This window comes from Streptomyces sp. NPDC031497 (assembly GCF_055580905.1).
In genome coordinates this window covers 134300-154111 of sequence record NZ_JBVIKO010000020.1, presented here as the reverse complement: position 1 = coordinate 154111, position 19812 = coordinate 134300, and the positions used below count along the sequence as shown (strand labels likewise).

17 protein-coding genes and 1 pseudogene are annotated in these 19812 nt (G+C 69.3%); 8 read left to right on the top strand and 10 right to left on the bottom strand.

Annotation, left to right across the window (positions count from 1 at the left end; translation table 11 throughout):
- Window positions 1-525: 525 nt before the first annotated feature.
- From ACZ5K7_RS34190 to ACZ5K7_RS34180, 3 genes are all read left to right on the top strand, one after another.
- Complete coding sequence (locus ACZ5K7_RS34190) at window positions 526-1953, top strand: RICIN domain-containing protein (RefSeq protein WP_468919563.1); 1428 nt, start codon at window positions 526-528, stop codon at window positions 1951-1953.
- A 471-nt stretch (window positions 1954-2424) separates the two neighbouring features.
- On the top strand, window positions 2425-3285 hold the full coding sequence (locus tag ACZ5K7_RS34185) for an aldo/keto reductase (RefSeq protein WP_468919560.1): 861 nt from the start codon (window positions 2425-2427) through the stop codon (window positions 3283-3285).
- Window positions 3286-3334: 49 nt separating this feature from the next.
- On the top strand, window positions 3335-4267 hold the full coding sequence (locus ACZ5K7_RS34180) for an aldo/keto reductase (RefSeq protein WP_468919557.1): 933 nt from the start codon (window positions 3335-3337) through the stop codon (window positions 4265-4267).
- Between the two features lie 403 nt (window positions 4268-4670).
- On the opposite strand, the gene ACZ5K7_RS34175 is transcribed toward ACZ5K7_RS34180, so the two are convergent.
- Both ACZ5K7_RS34175 and ACZ5K7_RS34170 read right to left on the bottom strand, forming a co-directional pair.
- Window positions 4671-5594: an RNA polymerase sigma-70 factor gene (locus ACZ5K7_RS34175; protein WP_468919554.1), complete on the bottom strand. Its 924-nt coding sequence runs from the start codon at window positions 5592-5594 to the stop codon at window positions 4671-4673.
- Between the two features lie 198 nt (window positions 5595-5792).
- A pseudogene (locus ACZ5K7_RS34170) lies at window positions 5793-6561 on the bottom strand (SDR family NAD(P)-dependent oxidoreductase).
- Window positions 6562-7294: 733 nt separating this feature from the next.
- On the opposite strand from ACZ5K7_RS34170, the gene ACZ5K7_RS34165 reads away from it, so the two are divergent.
- Window positions 7295-7456 (top strand): hypothetical protein, encoded by a 162-nt coding sequence (locus tag ACZ5K7_RS34165; RefSeq protein ID WP_468919551.1) that lies wholly within the window; start codon window positions 7295-7297, stop codon window positions 7454-7456.
- Window positions 7457-8258: 802 nt separating this feature from the next.
- The gene (locus ACZ5K7_RS34160) at window positions 8259-8801 is read left to right on the top strand and encodes a hypothetical protein (RefSeq protein WP_468919548.1); all 543 of its coding nucleotides are present in this window, start codon (window positions 8259-8261) and stop codon (window positions 8799-8801) included.
- A 144-nt stretch (window positions 8802-8945) separates the two neighbouring features.
- Here the strand turns inward: ACZ5K7_RS34160 and ACZ5K7_RS34155 are convergent, their stop codons facing one another.
- Window positions 8946-9164, bottom strand: a complete 219-nt coding sequence (locus tag ACZ5K7_RS34155) for a hypothetical protein (RefSeq protein WP_468919545.1) — start codon at window positions 9162-9164, stop codon at window positions 8946-8948.
- On the opposite strand from ACZ5K7_RS34155, the gene ACZ5K7_RS34150 reads away from it, so the two are divergent.
- Window positions 9157-10056: an NAD-dependent protein deacetylase gene (locus ACZ5K7_RS34150; protein ID WP_468919542.1), complete on the top strand. Its 900-nt coding sequence runs from the start codon at window positions 9157-9159 to the stop codon at window positions 10054-10056. The genes ACZ5K7_RS34155 and ACZ5K7_RS34150 overlap by 8 nt on opposite strands.
- A 183-nt stretch (window positions 10057-10239) precedes the next feature.
- Here ACZ5K7_RS34150 and ACZ5K7_RS34145 read toward each other — a convergent pair whose 3' ends face one another.
- Together ACZ5K7_RS34145 and ACZ5K7_RS34140 are read right to left on the bottom strand one after the other, a co-directional pair.
- Window positions 10240-10620, bottom strand: a complete 381-nt coding sequence (locus ACZ5K7_RS34145) for a toxin Doc (RefSeq protein WP_351710916.1) — start codon at window positions 10618-10620, stop codon at window positions 10240-10242.
- Entirely contained in the window at window positions 10620-10859 is a 240-nt protein-coding gene (locus ACZ5K7_RS34140) for a hypothetical protein (RefSeq protein ID WP_351710914.1), read from the bottom strand. Before ACZ5K7_RS34140 ends, ACZ5K7_RS34145 begins: the two co-directional genes overlap by 1 nt.
- Window positions 10860-11170: 311 nt before the next feature.
- Between ACZ5K7_RS34140 and ACZ5K7_RS34135 the strand changes: the two genes are divergently transcribed.
- Window positions 11171-12526, top strand: a complete 1356-nt coding sequence (locus tag ACZ5K7_RS34135) for a mycothione reductase (protein ID WP_351710912.1) — start codon at window positions 11171-11173, stop codon at window positions 12524-12526.
- A gap of 571 nt (window positions 12527-13097) precedes the next feature.
- Here the strand turns inward: ACZ5K7_RS34135 and ACZ5K7_RS34130 are convergent.
- Window positions 13098-14117 (bottom strand): alcohol dehydrogenase, encoded by a 1020-nt coding sequence (locus ACZ5K7_RS34130; protein WP_468919537.1) that lies wholly within the window; start codon window positions 14115-14117, stop codon window positions 13098-13100.
- A gap of 182 nt (window positions 14118-14299) precedes the next feature.
- Here ACZ5K7_RS34130 and ACZ5K7_RS34125 point away from each other — a divergent pair, with 182 nt between their 5' ends.
- Window positions 14300-14872 (top strand): TetR/AcrR family transcriptional regulator, encoded by a 573-nt coding sequence (locus tag ACZ5K7_RS34125; RefSeq protein ID WP_468919534.1) that lies wholly within the window; start codon window positions 14300-14302, stop codon window positions 14870-14872.
- A gap of 239 nt (window positions 14873-15111) precedes the next feature.
- Here the strand turns inward: ACZ5K7_RS34125 and ACZ5K7_RS34120 are convergent, their stop codons facing one another.
- The 4 genes from ACZ5K7_RS34120 to ACZ5K7_RS34105 are packed head-to-tail and all read right to left on the bottom strand — an operon-like array spanning window position 15112 to window position 19711.
- A complete protein-coding gene (locus tag ACZ5K7_RS34120) occupies window positions 15112-16116 on the bottom strand; it encodes an ABC transporter permease (protein ID WP_468919738.1) in 1005 nt (334 codons plus the stop codon).
- 23 nt (window positions 16117-16139) lie between these two features.
- The gene (locus ACZ5K7_RS34115) at window positions 16140-17102 is read right to left on the bottom strand and encodes an ABC transporter permease (protein ID WP_468919531.1); all 963 of its coding nucleotides are present in this window, start codon (window positions 17100-17102) and stop codon (window positions 16140-16142) included.
- The gene (locus tag ACZ5K7_RS34110; protein ID WP_468919528.1) at window positions 17095-18612 is read right to left on the bottom strand and encodes a sugar ABC transporter ATP-binding protein; all 1518 of its coding nucleotides are present in this window, start codon (window positions 18610-18612) and stop codon (window positions 17095-17097) included. The genes ACZ5K7_RS34115 and ACZ5K7_RS34110 overlap by 8 nt, the downstream gene beginning before the upstream one ends.
- 1 nt (window position 18613) lies before the next feature.
- The gene (locus tag ACZ5K7_RS34105) at window positions 18614-19711 is read right to left on the bottom strand and encodes an ABC transporter substrate-binding protein (protein ID WP_468919525.1); all 1098 of its coding nucleotides are present in this window, start codon (window positions 19709-19711) and stop codon (window positions 18614-18616) included.
- Window positions 19712-19812 lie beyond the last annotated feature (101 nt).

Sequence of the window (19812 nt, the reverse complement as noted above, 5' to 3'; positions counted from 1 at the left end):
CTGGCTGCTGCCGTGTTGATCACAGCCGTCGGGGGCTTCGTGAGTCTGGCCGGCATCGCGACATGACGGAACCTCCCCGACGGACTCGCGCCCTTCCTCGACGCCCAAACCCGCCGAGAATCCGACAGGCAACGCTGGAAGCTGATCAACAAGGTCCGCCCCGGACGTCGGCATCGCCTACTCCCCCGGTGACCTTGCCGCACACAGCGCCCTGGGCGACCGCCTGCCCCCGCGCCGCACGACGCGGGTGCCCGGCCACATCACCACGAGAATCGGGCCGGCCCGGGCCGTGCGCCGACGGGGCGGGAAGGCCTCCGCCGGGGCAGGCCCCAGAGGCGGCCATCCGAACTGCTGTCGATGCACGGGGTATTGACGCGTAGCTGGTCTAGTCCATACCGTCTTCAACCATCGATGGTTCAGCAGAGGAACCATCGTTCACGTATGTGAACTGCTGCCACGCCTCCCGAATGCTCTGTCTCGGTACCCCCACCTCGCGCGTCCCGCGTTCATGACAGGAGCCGTCCTGTGATCAGATCCGCCGTCAGAGCCCTCACCGCCGTTCCCGCCGTCCTCGCGACGGCTGCCGCCGCCCTCGTCGCCACCGGCGGCTCCGCGAGCGCCGCGACCAACCCCGGCCCTGGCTTCCCCGCCCACTACGCCGCGCCGTACGTCGAGACGTGGAATTCGCCCACGGCCATGACCAACGCCCGCAACGCCACAGGCCTGAAGTACTTCACGCTCGCCTTCGTCATCGACGGCGGCGGCTGCAACGCCATGTTCAACGGCGACACCCCCGTCACCGACGCCGGCTGGACTTCAGCGATCAACTCCCTGCGCGCAGCGGGCGGCGACGTCATCGCCTCCTTCGGCGGCGCCTCCGGCACCGAGGAGGCCCAGGCCTGCACCACCGTGGCCTCGCTCAAGGCCCAGTACAAGAAGGTCATCGACGCCCTCAACCTCACTCGGGTCGACTTCGACATCGAGGGCAGCGCGATCGCCGACACCGCCGCCAACGACCGCCGGAACAAGGCCCTCGCCCAGCTCCAGCAGGAGTACGCCGCCGCCGGACGCAAGTTGGACGTCCAGTACACCCTGCCGTCCATGCCGAACGGCCTGGACGGCAACGGCACGAAGTTGCTGTCCAACGCCAAGAGCAACGCGCTCAACGTCAATCTCGTCAACATCATGACGATGGACTACTACGACGGCACCCGGGACATGGGCAAGGCGGCCACCGACGCCGCCACCGCCCTGCGCACCCAGCTCGGCGCCATCTGGCCGGAGAAGTCCGACGCCCAACTGTGGGCGATGGAGGGCAACACCCCGATGATCGGGGTCAACGACGACGTCAGCGAGATCTTCACCACCGGCAACGCCACCACGCTCGCCAACTTCGCCAAGTCCAAGGGCATCCAGGAACTCGCCTTCTGGGCCCTCGGCCGCGACAAGGCGTGCGCCACCAACGGCCAGCTCTCCGACACCTGTAGCGGTACCCCGCAGAGCGCCTGGCAGTTCTCCAGCGTCCTCAACACCGTGACCGGCGGTACGACCACTCCGCCACCCACCGGCTCCACCGGCCAGATCACCGGCCTCGGCGGCAAGTGCGTGGACGTCGCGGCGGCAAACAGCGCCAACGGCACCGCCGTTCAGATGTATGACTGCAACGGCACCACGGCCCAGCAGTGGACCGTGGGTTCCGACAACACCATCCGCACCCTCGGCAAGTGCATGGACCTCAGCGCCGCCGGCACCGCCAACGGCACGAAGGTCCAGTTGTACGACTGCAACGGCACCGGTGCTCAGGTCTGGCAGCGGAGCAGTGGCGACACCCTGGTGAACCCCGCCTCCGGCAAGTGCCTCGATGTCACCGACAAGTCGACGGCCAACGGAGCCCGGCTGCAGATCTGGACCTGCGCCGGCGGCACCAACCAGCAGTTCCACCTGCCGGCCTGACAGGGAAGACCGCCCGCTGCAGCCCGACGCGACGAGTGCGCGCCGGGCTGCAGCTTGATGAGGACCGGCCCGTGACCGGCACCGGCTCTGTCCGCCGACGGGCCCGGCATGATCCGATCACGGCCATGGGAGTCCTACCACCCCGCCGCCACCGGCCACGCCTCCGGCTTCCACCCCGTCCTCAACGTCAACAGCTGACCGGCCCACAACCGCGCGCGGCCATCCCGGGCCGGCGGCGGGGTGCCCGCGCACGGAACGCCGCGCACCAGGCCGCCACGCCGTCATGCGCGCCCGGCGGCAGGCGCGAGCACATATCGGATCTGCCGCAGAGATATTTATCGGTTTCATTTCTCAATGCCATGACCAACAACTGTTGGACCTCTGAATCATCGATTCCTAGGCTCGGCCAGGCAGGCCTTCCGTACGAGAAGACCTCGACCACCTGTCTTCCACACACGGAGGGGACGACCGATGAAGCAACGCACGCTCGGCGGACAGACGGTTTCGGCGATCGGGCTCGGCGGCATGCCGATGTCCATCGAGGGCCGCCCCGACGCTGACAGATCGATCGCGACGATCCACGCCGCGCTCGACGCCGGTGTCACGCTCATCGACACAGCGGACGCGTATCACCGCGATGCCGACGAGGTCGGACACAACGAGGAGCTCATCGCCCGGGCTCTGCGCACGTATGGCCGGGGAGCGGACGACGTGCTCGTCGCGACGAAGGGCGGTCACCTGCGGCCCGGCGACGGCAGCTGGACCGTGAACGGCGATCCGGCCCATCTCAAGCAGGCCGCCAAGGAGTCGGCCAGGCGCCTGGGCGTCGAGGCGATCGGCCTCTACCAGTTCCACCGCCCCGACCCGCGCGTCCCGTACGCCGAGTCGATCGGTGCGATCCGTGACCTGCTCGACGAGGGCGTGATCGTCATGGCGGGCATCTCGAACGCGACCGTGGAGCAGATCGACGAGGCGAACGAGATCCTGGGCGGTCGCCTCGACTCGGTCCAGAACCAGTTCTCGCCCAGGTTCCGCTCCAGTCTGCGCGAGCTGGAACACTGCGCCGGACTAGGGATCGCGTTCCTGCCCTGGAGCCCACTGGGCGGCATAGCGAACGCCCCCGAACTCTCCGCGCACCAGGCCGCTTTCCGCGAGGTCGCGGACGAGGTGGGCGTCAGCGTCTACCGCGTGACCCTGGCCTGGGAGCTTGCCCTCGCGCCCGTGGTGATCCCGATTCCGGGGTCCTCTCGCCCCGAGAGCATCCGTGACTCAGCGGCCGCCACCGACGTCGAGCTCACCCCCGAGCAGATTTCCCGCCTGTCGGCGGCCTGAGGCACCCGGTACCGGCACCGAATACCCCCTTACGGACAAGGACCCGATCGTGAAGACGTTCAAACTGCCCGGCACCGACATGGTCGTCCCGAACATCGTGCTGGGCCTGATGCGCATCCAGGACAAGAGCGACGCCGAGGTGCGCGAACTCCTCGCCACCGCCCTGGACGCCGGCATCACGTTCCTCGATCACGCCGACGTGTACGGCAGCGAGCTGCACGGCTGCGAGCGCCGTTTCGCCGAGGCGATGCGGCTGAGTTCCTCGCAGCGTGAAAAATGGATCATCCAGTCGAAGGCCGGCATCGTCCGCGAAGGCCCTTACTTCGACTTCTCCTACGAACACATCGTGGAGTCGGTGGACGGTTCGCTCAAGGCTCTCGGCACCGACTACCTCGACATCCTGCTGCTGCACCGTCCCGACGCCCTGGTCGAACCCGAAGAAGTCGCGCGTGCCTTCGACGACCTCGCCACGGCCGGCAAGGTACGGGCCTTCGGCGTCTCGAACCACACCCCCCGGCAGATCGATCTGCTGCGCCGCCACGTCAGTCAGCCGCTGGTGGCGAACCAGCTCCAGCTGTCGATCACGCACGCCCCGCTCGTCGCGCAAGGCGTCGCGGCCAACATGCAGGGCCTGGACCAGTCGGTCAGCCGTGACGACGGGCTCCTGGACTACTGCCGACTGCACGACATCACCGTGCAGGCCTGGTCACCGTTCCAGGCCGGGTTCTTCGACGGCCCGTTCCTCGGCTCGGAGCGCTACCCCGAGCTCAACGCCGTCATCGACCGCCTCGCGGCGAAGTACGGTGTGCCGTCCCTTGCCATCGCGACGGCCTGGATCACCCGCCACCCTGCCCGGATGCAGGTGGTCATCGGCACGACCACACCGCAGCGCGTCGCGGACGCCGCCCTCGGATCGGACGTACCACTGACCCGTGCGGAATGGTACGAACTGTTTCGCGCCGCCGACTACATCGTGCCCTGACCGTCGGCCCAACCTGACAGTGCGGAGAAACGCCCTGGGCCACAGGTGCGCAAACCAGCGCCACGATGGCTGCGCACGCGCGGGTCTCCTGTCACAGACTCGACCGCGCGGTTCTCGGTGAGTCGGCGCTGGCAAACCCGGCCCGGCTGGACGGCGTCTGCGGTATGCAGTTCAGCGACGGCTGTGCGGAGCCACCTTGCATCGCAACTCACCGGTCTCCGTCAGAGAACTCGTCGACAGAGTCCTTCGCGCTGCGCATCAGGCGAAGGAGGCGTCTGATGCGCAGCGTCGGAGGGTAGGGCCTCGGCCTCGCCCAGCCGTCGGCGTCGACGGTGGCCGGCAGTCGCTCGCGGTCACGCAGCAGCCCGGGCAACCCAGCCCTGGAGCGCGGTCCACTCCTCGGTCAATCCCCTGGCCGGTGTGCCTGGTTCGCCTCGCGGAGGGCCTCCCAGGCGTCCGCCACAGGGCCGACGTGCCCGAGCTTGTCGGGGTTGTTCACCGTGCGGATCGTCTGGATCTGCCCACCGAGTACGTCAAGTGACCACGTACTGAGAACCCGGCCATCTCGGTCGCGGAAGATCGCGCCCGGCTGGCCGTTCACCTGCTGCGGCTCGACAACGCCACCGCTCCTGATCACCAGCGGGACAAACGACGCCAGCGCCCGGAGCACGTTCTCGGCACCAAGGATGACGGGCTTGAACTGCGGGGCCCTGCCGCCGCTGTCGCCGATCATGTGAACGTCGGCGGCCAGCAGCTCGGTCAGCCCGTCGACGTCTCCTTCGCGGAAGGCGTCGAAGAAGCGTTCCGCGAGTTTCTCGCGTTCCTTCCGGTCCGCCTCGAACCGGACCCGGCCCGCGTCCATGTGACGGCGTGCCCGCACCGCGAGCTGGTGGCACGCCGCTTCCGACCGTCCCACGGCCGATGCGATCTCCGGGAAGCCGAAGGCGAACACCTCCCTCAGTACGAAGACCGCGCGCTCCAGCGGGGTGAGCCGCTCCAGCAGGAGCAGGGCCGCCATCGACACCGAGTCCGCCAGCTCCGCCGACCGCACCGGATCCTCGTACGGGTCGGTCAGCAGCGGTTCAGGGAGCCACGGTCCGACATACTCCTCCCGCCGGACGCGGGCCGAGCGCAGCACGTCGATCGAGATCCGGGTGACCACTGTCGACAGGAACGCCCTGGGCGACCCAGGCCGGGTGGAAGCGGCCTGGTAGCGCAGCCATGTCTCCTGGACCGCGTCCTCTGCCTCGCTCACACTGCCCAGGATCCGGTAGGCGATCGAGAACATCAGCGGCCGCAGCTCCTGGAACTCCTCTGTCTTCGTCACGCCGGATTCTCCTTGTTCGTATGCACCTTGACCGGGCCTGATGTACGGACTTGTTCCAACTCCACTCGCACGTTCGACGATGGAACCCACAGCCCCTGCACCCGCGTCCTCTCGCTGAACAGGACCGGACAAGGGCCCCAGTTCCGATCGTGCGGTGAGGTGGCCGGACCGATACCGCGCAGCTGTCCGGGGCCACCATCACCAGGGAACCGGACCCTCCTCACTGAAGAACCCTCCGGTCGGTCCGTCCGCGCCGAGCATGGCCAGGCGCACCACGGATGCGGCGCCCTGCGTGACCGTGAGGAACCCGGTGTGGTTGTTGCTGTCCGTGTCGACGAACCCGGGAGCGACCGCGTTGACCCGGATGCCCTCGCTCCGCAGCTCATTGGCGTACTGCACGGTCAGGGCTGTCAGCGCGGTCTTGGACGGCGAATACGCGGCGGACGGCAGCAGTTCCGTGAAGGGGCCGTCCGGATCGCTGGTGAGAGTCAGCGACGCGGCGTGACTGCTGACGTTGACGACGCGTGGCGCCGTTGACCGCCGCAACAACGGCAGCATGGCATTGGTCACTTGGATCACCCCGAAGACGTTGGTCTCGAACACCGCCCGAACCATGTCCAGATCGACGGAGCTGGGGACCTGATCGTGGGCGTCTTCGGGCGACACCTGTCCGGAGCCGGTGATTCCGGCGTTGTTGATCAGTACGTCGAGATGGCCGAAGCACTCCTCAAGCTGCCTTCGCGGCCGCTTGGACGGTGGCCTGGTCAGTGACGTCCAAGGTGACCGCACGCGCATCGCCGCCGGCCGCGCGCACCGCCGCAGCGGCCTCCTCGCCGCGCAGCGGGTCTCTGGCCCCGATCACGACCGCCAAACCCAGCCCGGCGAGTTGCCCGGCAACGCCGCGGCCGATCCCCTTGTTCGCCCCGGTGATCAGCGCGACCTCCTGGTGCGTGCTCTCCTCGCTCATCATCTGCTCCTTGTCGACGGGGGCGGGTTCCTCTCAGAACCTCTCTTCACAGCCTGAGACGAGACAGCCAGGCCATCTCTGACATGCGGGCTCCGACATGCGGGCTCTGACATGCGGCCACGAGGAGCTCCTCACCCAGGAGTGGTCCGGCCGAGGTCACGCAAGTGGGGCGAGTGGGCAGGAGGCCGACGGCGGTCAGCCCTGTCTGCGCTCGCCTGCAGGGCAAGTCCGGAGTGGGGCCACCGGCGTGGGACGCAGGGGCGGTACGGCGGCGGCATGGCTGCTTGCGGCACTGCCGGACATCTACGTCCAGGGGCCGCCGGTCAGCGTTCCCCCCGCCCGCCGGCCGCAGAACCAGCAGACACTCTCCGACCGTTGCTCATCGGCCTGTGACCTGCGATGATCCAACCTCGAACCGTGATCATGGGGGAGTCCGAGCGTGGGACCTTTGAGACCAGGCAGCCGCACCACAGTGTCCTGCCGGAGCGTGAAAGGACCACGTATCGCGCTGCCGGCCGCGCTGGCCGTCAGTGCCATCTTCGTTACGGGGTGCGGAGGTTCCGGCGATGAAGGACTGCCGGTTCGGTTGGTCAATGAGTCGGCCTGGGATGCTCACGTGCTCGGTTGTCCGGCATGCGGAGAGCGCGGTGTTGTGGTCGAGGGAGATCCCGACCGAACTCCGGGCGGGGGCGGCGGTACGTACTTCGGGTGGACCGAAGAACACGCATGGCCTGTGACGTACAAGGTGGTCGTCCGGGGAGTGGAGTCGGTCTGCCCAGTCATCGACCCCGAGCCCGGCAAAGCAGAGGGGGCTGTCGGCACCCGGGACGTCATCTACGTGGTAAACAAGACCGGGAAGTGCGTCGCAGGCCCAGCGAGTCTGGACGCCCTGTGACGCCGACATGTGCGGGATCAGCCGCCTCAAAGCGCGACACGAATTCGCGGAGGGTCCCACCGGCAGCCTGGTAGCCCTTCTCCGTAGGCGGTGACGAGGCCGACACCGAACCCCGCCGCGAGCCGGCCGTAGGCGTGCCGTGCCCGCATCGCGGGTGAGCCGGCGTCAGCAGGTCCTGGTGGTCGGCGCTTGGACGTCGCCGGCGGGCGCCGCGTCGCCGAAGGCGGGCCCGCAGCCGAGCCGGCACCCGTGGCCATCGACGACGCCTTCCGCATCGAACGGCAGGCGACAGACGACTGTGACTACCGCCTGAAGTCTGCGCTCCACAGGCGTGGACCTGCCCGAACCCTACGCGGCTCGCTTCGCAGAGCCGTTGCCCGTGGGCTCCGGCCCTCCTGTCCACCAGCCGCACTCACGCGTCCGGCGGTGGATACACCCGCCGCGCGGGCTTGTCGGGCCCGCGGCAGGGTTCAAGGTGCGAGGAAGGCGTTACGACCCTGGCCTTCGTCGACCCCGGGCAATGTCACCGGGTCAGCACCCGGTCCGTCCGTGACGCGAGGCGCCGACCATGTGGAGGTGTGCCGGGAACAGCCGGCCGGTGTATGTCTCGCCGATGTGGAGGACGAGGAAGACCCGCCTCGTGAGGCACGCGACCGTGGCCGCCACCGGTCGGCAAGGGCGCCGCGGTGACGCGGTCCTGGGGTGCGGGCGAAGGTGACCGGTGGGATTCTGTACTTCCTGGAACCCAAAGGGCGACAGCGCGGGCCCTAGGCACTGGCAGTTGCCCGAGGTGGTTGAAGTGATGGGCACCACGAGAGCAGGACGTCCACGACGACGGTCCCTCACGCCGCTGGCCGCCGCCGTCAACGGCGTCGCCGCCGGCGTCGCGGGGACGGTGTGCATGGATGCCGCGCGCTATCTGCGATATCGACACGCAGGAGGCACCGAAAGTCCCAAGGACTGGGAATTCGCGCCGGTCGAAGGCTGGGAAGAGGCGCCGGATCCGGGCAAGGTGGCGAAGCGGCTGTTGGAGGGGTTCACACAGCGCGAGATCCCTGACCGGTGGGCTTGGCTCATGAGCACCTTGATGCACTGGTCCTACGGGTCCGCCTGGGGAGCGCTGTACGGGATTGTTGCCGGATCGGCCCGGCGCCCGCACCCGTTGCTCGGCATTCCCTTCGGCGCGACTGTGTGGGCCAGTGCGTATCTGGTCCTCCCTCAGGCCGGGCTCTACAAGCCGATCTGGAAATACAGCCCGAAGACATTGACTGAAGACCTGAGCGCCCACCTCGCGTTCGGTCTGGGAGCCGGCACCTGCTTCTGGCTCACCAGCAGATGCTGCTGACGCGGCGCTCTGAGAGAGTCTCCGCACACCACGCCACCCTGATCTTCCCTGATCTTGTGTCTTCAACGGTCGCCTCAATGACGGTGGCGAGGACGGCGGAGTCGGTACGGGCGCGCAGGTAGCCGTAGGTCACTGCTGCGACGGCTACGGGTCGACGGCCCAGCACCGGATCGTCCAGGGCAGCATCAGCAGAGCCCATGTGCTGGCATGCGCATCGGACTCGTAGCGGCGGGCGGCCGCTGTCACGTCGGCGCGGACGTCGGTGCCGGCAAGGAGCCGGATTCTCCGCCAGGTGTCACTGGGGCAGAACGCGTACGTCGGCCCGGAGCCGCCGCCGACTCCGTACCCTGGCGGCATGCGCATGCGCCCCACCCTGAGCTGGACCCCTGCCGTGGATCTGCCGCCGGGCACCACCGACCTGGAGCCGGTCGTCGACGCGCTGAGCACCGGCGGTGTGCTGGTGCTCAGCGGCGCGGGCATCTCCACGGAATCAGGCATCCCGGACTACCGGGGCAAGGGCGGGAGCCTGAGCCGGCACACCCCGATGACCTACCAGGACTTCACCGGCAGCGCCCACGCGCGGCGCCGCTACTGGGCGCGCAGCCACCTCGGCTGGCGCACCTTCGGTCGAGCCCTCCCCAATGCCGGGCACCTGGCCGTCGCCGCTTTCGCACGGCACGCCCACGTCTCGGCTGTGATCACCCAGAACGTCGACGGACTGCACCAGGCCGCCGGCAGCGAGGGCGTCGTGGAACTCCACGGCAGCCTCGACCGTGTCGTCTGTCTCTCCTGCGGCGACTTCATCCCGCGCCGTGAACTCGCACGGCGGTTGGAGGCCGAGAACCCGGGCTTCGACCCGGTGGCCGCCGGGATCAACCCGGATGGTGACGCCGACCTCACCGACGCGCAGGTCGGGGATTTCCGCATCGTGCCCTGCGCCCACTGCGGCGGCGTCCTCAAACCGGACGTGGTGTTCTTCGGCGAGGCGGTTCCGCCGCAGCGCGTCGAGCACTGCCGACGGCTGGTCCGTGAGGCGTCCTCACTGCTGGTTCTGGGCTCCTCGCTGACGGTGATGTCCGGGCTCCGGTTCGTCCGCCAGGCACACCAGGAGGGAAAGCCGGTGCTCATCGTCAACCAGGACCCGACCCGGGGCGACCCGCACGCCGTCACCCGGGTCGCGCTCCCCCTGGGGTCGGCCCTGACCACCGTGGCCCACCGGCTGGGTATCCCGGTCGGCAGCGGGTCCGCGGACTGAGGCGCCCCCGGGGGTATTCACAGCCGTGACCGCGGAATCACCTCGGGTACACCACCGGCACTGCCGTGGGGACGGGTGAAACCATGGCCGCCCGGTCGACGTGCTCCGATTCGACCGCATCGTCCTGAACGGTCACAGCCGTTTCCCCTGGAGGGGAAGGTCGATTCCGCACCGGAGCGGGTGCTAAAGCCTCCAGCTCCGGAGCTGGTCGGCGACGTCCTGGACGCTGATTCGGGTGTCTCGTACCTTGCGGACCAGGTCGGACAGGGCGCCGTAGGGGGGATCGATGCCTTCGCCTGCCTGCGCCATGTACTGGGCGGCGATGAATGCGGCGTACAGGCTGTTGCGGTGCGGGAGCGGCTCCAGGCGCACGATGGTGTGCAGCAGGGCCGCGGCGCGCCAGGCCGTGTCCGGGTCGGAGGTCGCGAGGGTGGGCATCCGGGTCTTGTGGCGGGCGACGGCGGCGACCAGCGCGGAGTAGTCCGCCACGGTCAGGTCGTCGTGGCCGAGCGCGTTCTCCTGGACGTCCAGCAGCCAGGAAACGTCGATGTAGAGGGGCGGCATCAGGCGGCAGCGGTCCCGTTGTCGCGTTCGGCGGGCGGCACTTCGTCGGGGAAAGCCTCGTCGAACTCGCCGCGCAGCCGCTCCGCCCATTCGGTGGCGCCGGCGACGAATCGCTTGCGCTGCATCTCGCGGATTCCGAGGTCGTGCAGGTACTGCTTGAGGCTCTTGCCCTCGGCGGCGGCCGCGGCCCGCACACCTTCGAGTTCCTCTTCTGTGAAGGACACGTTCAGGGATGGCATACCCGTGATGGTACCTAGTAGGTGCCTGTCATTGAAGCGGGATGCCGGACCCGACATGTTCCACCCGCGCACGGACCTTGCGGTGCTCGCCGTCGTCGTCCTCCTCGGACGAGCGCCGCCACCGTCGCCCAGCGCGGTCACCCCCTCGCAATGCCGGCCGGACGCACCGGCCGCGGGCCGAGCCGCCCTCACCTCCGGCAGTGGTGGAAAGCGGCGCATGCGGACAGAATTGTGATCAGTAGAACCGCACTCCCGCACTCTCACAGCCACGCGCCTCGAGGCCGGTGTCCCGCCCACGGAAGGTGGAAGACATGCGGCACTACGATCTCGTCATCCTGGGGGCAGGCAGCGGCAACATGCTGCTGTCCGAGGAATTCGACCGCCTGCGGACCGCCATCGTCGAACCGGACCGTTTCGGCGGCACATGTCTGAACAGGGGGTGCATACCGAGCAAGATGTTCGTCGTCGCCGCGGACGCCGCCGAGGGCGCGCGGACGGCACGGCGCCTCGGCGTCCACGCGAGCGTCTCGCACGTCGACTGGAAGTCCGTCCGGGACCGCGTGTTCGACCGCATCGATCCGCTGCACGAGAGTGCGGTGGAATACCGCAGACACCAGGGCGTCGACGTGTTCACCGAGGCGGCCCGATTCGTCGCTCCGAAGGTGCTGGAGGTCGGGACGGAGCGGATCACCGCCGAGACGTTCGTCGTCGCGGTCGGGTCGCGGCCGGTGGTGCCGGACGTCCCCGGCCTCGACACCGTCGCCTTCCACACCTCGGACACGATCATGAGGATCGACGCCCTGCCCGCTTCCATGCTGGTACTCGGCGGCGGCTTCATCGCGGCCGAGTTCGGCCACGTGTTCACATCGTTCGGCGTGGACATCACGATCGTGCAGCGCGGGCCACGCCTGCTCATGGCGGAGGACGAGCAGGTCTCGCAGCGCTTCACCGAGCTCGCCTCACAGCGGCGCCGCGTACTGCTCGGCGCCGAGGTCACCTCGGTCGTGCCGAAGGGGGACGGCGTGGCGGCGGTGGTGGCGTCTCCGGACGGTGAGCACGCGGTCGAGGCCGACATGCTGCTGGTGTGCGTCGGCCGCAGACCCAACACCGACCGGCTGCGGGCCGTCGACGGCGGACTGGAGCTGGACGAACACGGTCACATCGTCACCGACGACGCCTACCGCACGTCCGTGCCCGGGGTGTGGGCACTCGGTGACGTGGTGAACCACTTCCAGCTCAAGCACGTGGCGAACGCCGAGTCGCGGGTGGTGCGGCACAACATCCTCCATCCGCAGGACGTGCGGACGCTGCCGAACAGGGTGGCACCGCACGCGGTGTTCACCAGCCCGCAGATCGCCAGTATCGGTCTCACGGAACAGGAGGCGCGGCGGCGCGGCATCGACTGCCTGGTGAGCGTTCGCGACTACGCCCAGACCGCCTACGGATGGGCCCTGGAGGACACCACCAGTTTCGTCAAACTCCTCGCGAGTCCTGCCGATCGCATGCTCCTGGGCGCGCACATCATCGGGCCCCAGGCCGCGACGCTCATCCAGCCCCTGATCCAGGCCATGTCCCTGGGACTGACGGTGGACCGGATCGGGCACGACGTCCTGTACATCCACCCGGCTCTGACGGAGGCCGTCGAGCAGGCGCTGCTGGACCTGTAGTCGGGCGTAGCGGACGGGACACACCGAGGGAACGGGACGCCCTCCCCACGGAGGGCCTCCGTGTTGGCTTGCCGCGGGCAAGCGCGGCGCGCTCGTGCGAGGGAAAGCCGCCGCCGGGTGCCGCGGGTGGTCGCCGGGTGAGGTTGAAAGGGACTTGGCGTTCGGTGGTGCCCGCCGGGATGGTGCGGACCTGTCCCCCGACGTGGCCGTAGGCGCCGAGTCGCCAGCGACGGCGACGGCGACGGCAACGGCAACGGCAACGGCAACGGCAACGGCAACGGCGACACTCCGGGGGCGGCTCGCCAGAGACCTCACCCGCGGCTGCCCGGACGTACGGGTCTCGCGCCGTGCGGTTCTCGGGACACGGCGCCGCTGACGGTGGGTCTCAGCACCGGGCCCGTTGCCGGACCCGCGTCTGCTGACGGTGGGCGTCCACTCCGGGACCGACCCGCGCGGCCCCCGGCACGGTGTGGCCGACGGCCTCGGTGACCGCTCGCGGAGCCGGACCGCCGTGACCGTGCGGCCCACGTACAAGGTGGTGAGCCCGGTCCGGCGGTGACGGCGAGGACGATCAGGCGGCGACGTCGAGGACGACACGGAACCGCGCCTTCCCGGAGAGCATCCGCTCGTAGGCGTCCATGGCCCGCTCGAAGGGCATCGTCTCGATGGTGGGGCGGATGCCGTGGGCCAGGCTGAAGCCGAGGTTGTCCTCGTTCTCGATCGACGAACCGGTCAGGCTGCCGACGATGCTCCGGGTGCCGAAGATCAGGTCAGCGGTGGCCACCGACAGCGGATCGGGCGCGGCACCCACGACGACGAGCTTCCCACCGGGGGCCAGACCGCGCAGCAGCGGGTTCATGGACGCACCGCTCGACGCCGTGGCGACGACGAGCGAGGCGCCGCCCAGGTCGGCCAGCGCCGCGCCGGGGTCCGTCTCCGAGCTGTCGATGTACTCGTGAGCACCCAGTTCACGGGCGAGCGGCTCCTTGTCCTTGCCGCGGGCGACGGCGGCGACGCGGTAGCCGAGGCTGCGCGCGTACTGGAGGGCGAGGTGTCCCAGCCCGCCGATCCCCTGCACGGCCACCAGGCTGCCCGCCCGGACGGAGTCCTGCTGGAGCGCGGAGAAGGTGGTCAGTCCAGCGCACAGCAGCGGGGCGGCCTCGGCCGCGGACATGCCGTCGGGAATGCGGACCAGTCCGCTGGCACGCGCGTAGGTCACTTCGGCGTAACCCCCGTCGATGTTCGTGCCGGTCTGCCCCTGGTCGAGGCAGTTGACGAAGTCGCCCCGGCGGCACGGCTCGCACTCCCCGCAGTGTCCGTTCAGGAAGCCGACTCCGACGCGGTCGCCGGGGTGCCAGGCGGTGACGCCCGGCCCCACGGCGTCGATCACGCCGACGATCTCGTGGCCGGGCACGATCGGACTCGACGGGTCGGCACGCAGGCCCTCCACGGCAAGGACGTCGCTGTGGCAGACGCCGCAGGTCTCCACCCGGAGCCGGACGTGTCCGGGCGCCGGGTCGACCAGCTCGCGCTCGACCAGCCGGAGGCTGTGGACTCCGGTGGCCTCGAAGGCTCGGTAGGTGGTGGACATAGTGAGGCTCCTTGGTACCGCCCGGCCGGCACGGGCCGGCGGGCTCAGTGTGACGGCGTTCCCTTCAATATGACCAGTCGTCTTAACCGGCGTCAAGCCCGTCCGGACAAGGTGCGCGGCCCCGCGATCCGGGCTTGACAGTGGCCAAGACGACCGGACATATTGAAGGAGAGGTGATCAGATTGGCACGCGCATCGAAGCGTGAGGAGATCGCGCAGGCGGCCCTGGAGCAGTTCCGCACTCGGGGCTTCAACGCCACCGGCATCAGCGACATCACCTCGGCCGCCGGCGCCCCCAAGGGCTCTTTCTACAACCACTTCGCCAGCAAGGAGGACTGCGCCCTGGAGGCGCTCAACCGCTATGCCGCCGGTCTGCGCTTCGACATGCTCGACACGGCCGGGCGTCCTCCGCTGGAACGGCTCCGGACGCACTTCGAGTTCATGGGCTCGGACACGGTGGACAGCGGCTTCGTCCGCGGATGCCTGGTCGGCAATTTCGGCGCCGAGGTGGCCGACCACTCGGAGGAGATCCGCTCGGCGGTCCAGCGCGGCTTCCAGCAGTGGGCCTCGCACATCGAGCGCGTGCTTGCCGAGGCCCAGGAATCGGGCGAAGTCAGTGCCTCGCTCGACGTGTCGGCGACCGCGCTCTTCGTCCTCAGCGCCTGGGAAGGTGCCCTGATCGCGGCCCGCGCCGACAAGTCCTCCGCCCCCGTCGACGCGTTCTTCCACATGGTGTTCGACGTCGTGCTGCGCTGAGCCTGCCTGCCACCGTCACGGCTGCTCTTCGAGAGGGTCGTCCGCCCTTGAACCGATGTCGGTGACAGGACCTCGAAGCGGGCGTCCTGCACCGTCACTGCGGAGGAGTGGGCCGGCCCGCTCCCGGTGTCCGCCGCCCCCACGCCCAGGGTGACCAGGCAGAGCCCCGCGCCGCGATGGCCACCGTCCGACGACGACGGGGCGGTGCGGTCTGCGGCGGGATCTCGGCAAGGAGGGGCTCACAGCACTCTCCGTCTGCGGCCAAGCCATGTCTGGGCGACCACCACCACGGCCAGGAACGCCCCGCTGACCACCTGCTGGTAGGCGGAGTCGAGCGAGCCGATCTGGTTGATCACGTTCTGGATGACCTTCAGCAACAGCACCCCGACGAGGGAGCCGCTGATGAAGCCGAAACCGCCGCTGAGCAGGGTGCCGCCGATGACCACGGCGGAGATGGCCTCCAGCTCCATGCCGCTGCCGAGAATGGTCACGCCGGACAGCAGCCAGGCCGCGTTGAGCGCGCCGGCGAGCCCGGCGCACAGGCCCGAGAGCGTGTAGACGGAGATCTTCGTACGGGCCACCGGCGCGCCCATCAGGGCTCCCGCGTCCTCGTTGCCGCCGACCGCGTAGACGTACTGCCCGAATCTGGTCCGGCGCAGCACGACCGCGCCGAGCACGAACAGCACCGCGGTGATCCACACGGGCACTCCGATGCCGCCCAGGGAGCCCTGTCCGAGGGTGGCGAAGAAGGAGTCCTTGTCGACGAGATACGTCTTCGAGCCCTCGTCGGTGATGGCCAGCAGGATGCCCCGGGCGCCCAGCATCGCCGCCAGGGTGACGATGAACGGCGCGAGCCGGACCCGTGCGATCAGCACTCCGTTGACCAGACCGATCAGTCCGCAGACGGCGAGCGGCAGCAGCAGGGCCACCGCCGTGCCGTACCGAGAGCCCCAGGCGGCGAGGACGCCGCCGAGGGCGAACAGCGAGCCCACCGACAGGTCGATGCCGCCGGTGACGATCACGAACGTCATGCCGAGGGCGACCACGGCGAGGAACGCCGAGGACAGCGCCATGTTCTCCAGGTTGTCGCCCGTCAGGAAGGTGTCGAAGCTCAGCGACGCCACGACCATGGCGATCACGAGGGTGACCAGGGCGCCGTGTTGCTGCGCGAGCCCGCTCAGCCGCTCGGAGCGGCTCGTGTACCCGGTGCCGGCGCCCTTGCGGCTCACGGTGTCGGTCGGCATTCCGGCCTCTTCGGTCTGCGTGGTCATCGCCTGCCTCGTTCCCGGGCCGCGTAGACGGCGAGGACGATCACCACGGCCTGGGCGATCTGGGTCCACGACGGCGGCAGATCGTGCTTGATGAGGGTGGTGGTGAGCAGCTGGATGAGCGCGGCACCCGCGACGGTGCCGCCGATGCGGACCCGTCCGCCGCTGAGCGGGGTGCCGCCGACGACCACGGCGGTGATGGCGGACAGTTCCATCAGGGTGCCGAGGGAGGTGGGGTCGCTGGCGGCGAGGCGGGCGGTGGCCAGCACGCCCGCGATCGCGGCGAGGGCGCCGGAGCAGACGTAGACCACGACCAGGACCCGGCGTACCGGGAGTCCTGCGAGCCGGGCCGCCGGGCGGCTGTCGCCGATGGCCAGGACCTGCCGTCCGAAGGTGGTGCGGCGCATCACGAACGCGACCAGCACCGCGAGCGCCGCGGCGATGAGGACCAGGTAGGGCACGCCGAGCACGTCGCCGGAGCCGAGTGCCGCAAGCCCCGGGTCGCGTACGTCCTTGAGCTGGGGCAGCAGGACCAGGGCCAGTCCGCGTCCGGCGACCATCAGGGCGAGGGTGGCGACGATGGGCTGGACGCCGACGAACGCGATCAGCGCGCCGTTCGCGACGCCGACCACGGCGCCCGCGATCACCGCGATCAGCGTGGCGATCCAGGGTCCGTAGCCGAGGTAGAGCGAGAGCAGGGAGGTGGCCAGGGCCATCACCGAGCCCACCGACAGATCGACGCCCTCGGTGCCGATCGCCAGCGCCATGCCCAGGGCGACGATCAGGACGGGGGCGAGCTGGACGGCCTGGGTGCGGAAGTTCTCCGCGGAGGCGAAGTGGGGGGTGAAGGCGAAGTTGAACAGCAGGAGTACCAGGACGCCGGTGTACACGCCGTAGTCCTGGAGCAGGCGCAGCAGCCGGGTACGGTCCAGCGTGCCGCGCGCGAGGGTGAGTTCAGTCATCGCTTTCTCCAGCGGGTACGGCGGCGATGGCGCGCATCAGCTCGCCCTCGGTGACGGCGTCACCGGTCAGCTCGCGGACCACGACGCCGTCCTTGAGGACCACCACGCGGTCGCTGCCCTCGATCAGTTCCTCGGTGTCGGAGGAGATCAGCAGTACGGCGAGGCCGTCGTCGGCGAGTTCGTCGATGAGTGCCTGTACCTCGGCCTTGGCGCCGACGTCGATGCCGCGGGTCGGCTCGTCCAGGAGCAGGACCTTGGGGTGCAGGGCCAGCCAGCGGGCCAGCAGAACCTTCTGCTGGTTGCCGCCGGAGAGTTCGCCGACCTTCTGGTGCGCTCCCGCGGCTTTGATCCGGAGCCGTTTCATGAACGTGTCCACGATCCGGTCGACGCGGGCGTCGTCGACGAGGCCGAAGCGGGACAGCCCGGGCAGTGCGGCGAGCGCGATGTTCTCGCGGACCGACAGGCCCGGCAGGATGCCCTCGCTCTTGCGGTCCTCCGGCAGCAGGCTGATGCCGGCGCGGATCGCGGCGGCGGTCGAGCCCGCCCGTACCGGGACGCCGGCGACGGCGACCCGGCCGGTGTCGGTGGGCAGGGCCCCGGCGATGGCCTTCGCGGTCTCACTGCGGCCGGAGCCGAGCAGCCCGCCCAGGCCCACGACCTCGCCGGGCCGTACCGCCAGCGACACGTTCCGCAGACTGTGACGTACCGTCAACTCGGTGGCGGTGAGCACGGGTTCGGTTTCGGTGTCGTGCGAGCCGGAGAATTTGGTCATGCCCTCCGCGCGCACCTCGCCGATCTCCCGGCCGAGCATCATGGCCACCAGCCGCAGCCGGTCGAGCTCGACGAGCGGGCCGGTGTGCACGGCGCGTCCGTCGCGCAGGACGGTGATCGTGTCGCAGAGTTCGTACAGTTCGTCCAGGCGGTGGCTGACGTAGATCACCGCGACGCCGCGCTCGCGCAGCATGCGGATCACCTCGAACAGGGTCCGCACCTCGCGTGGTTCGAGGGAGGAGGTCGGCTCGTCCATGATGACGACGCGGGCGTCCACGGCGACGGCGCGGGCGAGTGCGACCATCTGCTGGGCGCCGACGCCGAGTTCGCGCAGCGGCCGGTGCACGTCGACCCGGATGCCGAGTCCGCGCAGTGCCTCGTCGGCCTCGCGGTGCATGCGCCGGAAGTCGATCAGGCCCAGCCGGCCCAGTGGTTCGCGGCCGAGGAACAGGTTGCGGGCCACGCTCATCAGCGGGACGAGGTTGACCTCCTGGTAGATGGTGGAGATGCCGGCCTGCTGGGCCTGGAGCGGTGTGGTGAAGCGGACGGGTTCTCCGTCGTACGTCACCTCTCCGTGGTCGGGCCGGTAGACCCCGGTGAGCACCTTGATGAGCGTCGACTTGCCCGCGCCGTTCTCGCCGACGAGCGCGTGCACCTGTCCGGCGCGCGCGGTGAAATCCACGTCGGACAGCGCGCGCACGCCGGGGAAGGTCTTGGACAGCTGGGTCACCGAGAGCACGTCAGTAGGCCTTGCCGAGGTCCGAATGCGCGTTGCTCTTGTCGTAGGCGCTGTCCTTGATAACGATGTCCTGCCCGACCTTCTCGCCCTTGGTGAAGGTGTCGAGGGTCTGGAAGGCGAGCGGCCCGAAGCGCGGGTTGGACTCGATCACCGCGTAGATCCAGCCGTCCACGATGCTCTGTACGGCGTTGCGGGTTCCGTCGATGGTCACGATCTTGACATCGCCGGCCTTCTTGCCCGCGCCCTTGAGGGCGTTGACGGCGCCGAGACCCATCTCGTCGTTCTCGGCGTAGATCCCGGTGATGCCGGGCTTGGACTGGATGAGGTTCTCGGTGACCGACTGGCCCTTCTCGCGGGCGAATTCGCCGGTCTGGCGGAACACGACCTTCAGGCCGGGTGCCTTCTCCTTGATGCGGTCCTCGAAGCCCGCGGTGCGCTCGGTGGTCACGTTGTTTCCGGCCGCGCCGAGGAGGATGGCGATCTCGCCCTTGCCGCCGGTCGCCTGGATCATCTGGTCCGCGGCCCGTTTGCCCTGCTCGACGAAGTCTGAGCCGATGAAGCTGACATAGTCCTTGCAGGCCGCCGCGTTGATCTTGCGGTCGATGGTCACGATCGGGATGTGCCTGGCGGCCGCGGCGCGCAGCACCGGCTCCCAGCCGTCGGAGTTGAGCGGGGCGATGACCAGCAGGTTCGCGCCTTTGGCGATGAGGTCCTGGACATCGCTGATCTGCTTGGAGAACTGCGACTGGGCGTTGGCGGTGAGCAGTTTGACGCCCTGGGCCCGGGCTTCGGCCTTGATGGAGGCGGTCTCCGCGATCCGGAAGGGGTTGGCCTCCTTCTCGGACTGGGAGAAGCCGACTGTGGCGTTCTTCAGGTCGAGTTTCTGTCCGCCGTAGGCGTCGATGGTGCAGGTCGGGCCGGTGGCGGTGCCGGGCGAGGCGACCACCTGGCCGGCGTCGTCCTGCTTCGAGGTGGAGGGCTTCGTGCCCGAGTCGTCCTCGGACTTGGTGCATCCGGTCGCGAGCGCGAGGCTCGTGACAAGGCCGGCGGCGAGAAGTGTTCGAGCGGAGGTGCGACGGGCAAGTGCGGTGGGCTTCATGAGTGTCCCCAAACGGCACGGCCCCGGAGCTGAGAGCGCTCTCGGGGAGGCTTGCTCTTGCGTCAACTCGGCGTGCTCGTCGTTCAGGGGAGGTTTTTACA

Bases quoted from the DNA above. Each gene is read 5' to 3' on its own strand.
- ACZ5K7_RS34155 (WP_468919545.1), bottom strand. From the start codon at position 9,164: ATGCGCATGCCGCCAGGGTACGGAGTCGGCGGCGGCTCCGGGCCGACG.
- ACZ5K7_RS34185 (WP_468919560.1), top strand. From the start codon at position 2,425: ATGAAGCAACGCACGCTCGGCGGACAGACGGTTTCGGCGATCGGGCTC.
- ACZ5K7_RS34115 (WP_468919531.1), bottom strand. From the start codon at position 17,102: ATGACTGAACTCACCCTCGCGCGCGGCACGCTGGACCGTACCCGGCTG.
- ACZ5K7_RS34160 (WP_468919548.1), top strand. From the start codon at position 8,259: ATGGGCACCACGAGAGCAGGACGTCCACGACGACGGTCCCTCACGCCG.
- ACZ5K7_RS34140 (WP_351710914.1), bottom strand. From the start codon at position 10,859: ATGCCATCCCTGAACGTGTCCTTCACAGAAGAGGAACTCGAAGGTGTG.
- ACZ5K7_RS34150 (WP_468919542.1), top strand. From the start codon at position 9,157: ATGCGCATGCGCCCCACCCTGAGCTGGACCCCTGCCGTGGATCTGCCG.
- ACZ5K7_RS34105 (WP_468919525.1), bottom strand. From the start codon at position 19,711: ATGAAGCCCACCGCACTTGCCCGTCGCACCTCCGCTCGAACACTTCTC.
- ACZ5K7_RS34130 (WP_468919537.1), bottom strand. From the start codon at position 14,117: ATGTCCACCACCTACCGAGCCTTCGAGGCCACCGGAGTCCACAGCCTC.
- ACZ5K7_RS34145 (WP_351710916.1), bottom strand. From the start codon at position 10,620: ATGCCGCCCCTCTACATCGACGTTTCCTGGCTGCTGGACGTCCAGGAG.
- ACZ5K7_RS34120 (WP_468919738.1), bottom strand. From the start codon at position 16,116: ATGCCGACCGACACCGTGAGCCGCAAGGGCGCCGGCACCGGGTACACG.
- ACZ5K7_RS34135 (WP_351710912.1), top strand. From the start codon at position 11,171: ATGCGGCACTACGATCTCGTCATCCTGGGGGCAGGCAGCGGCAACATG.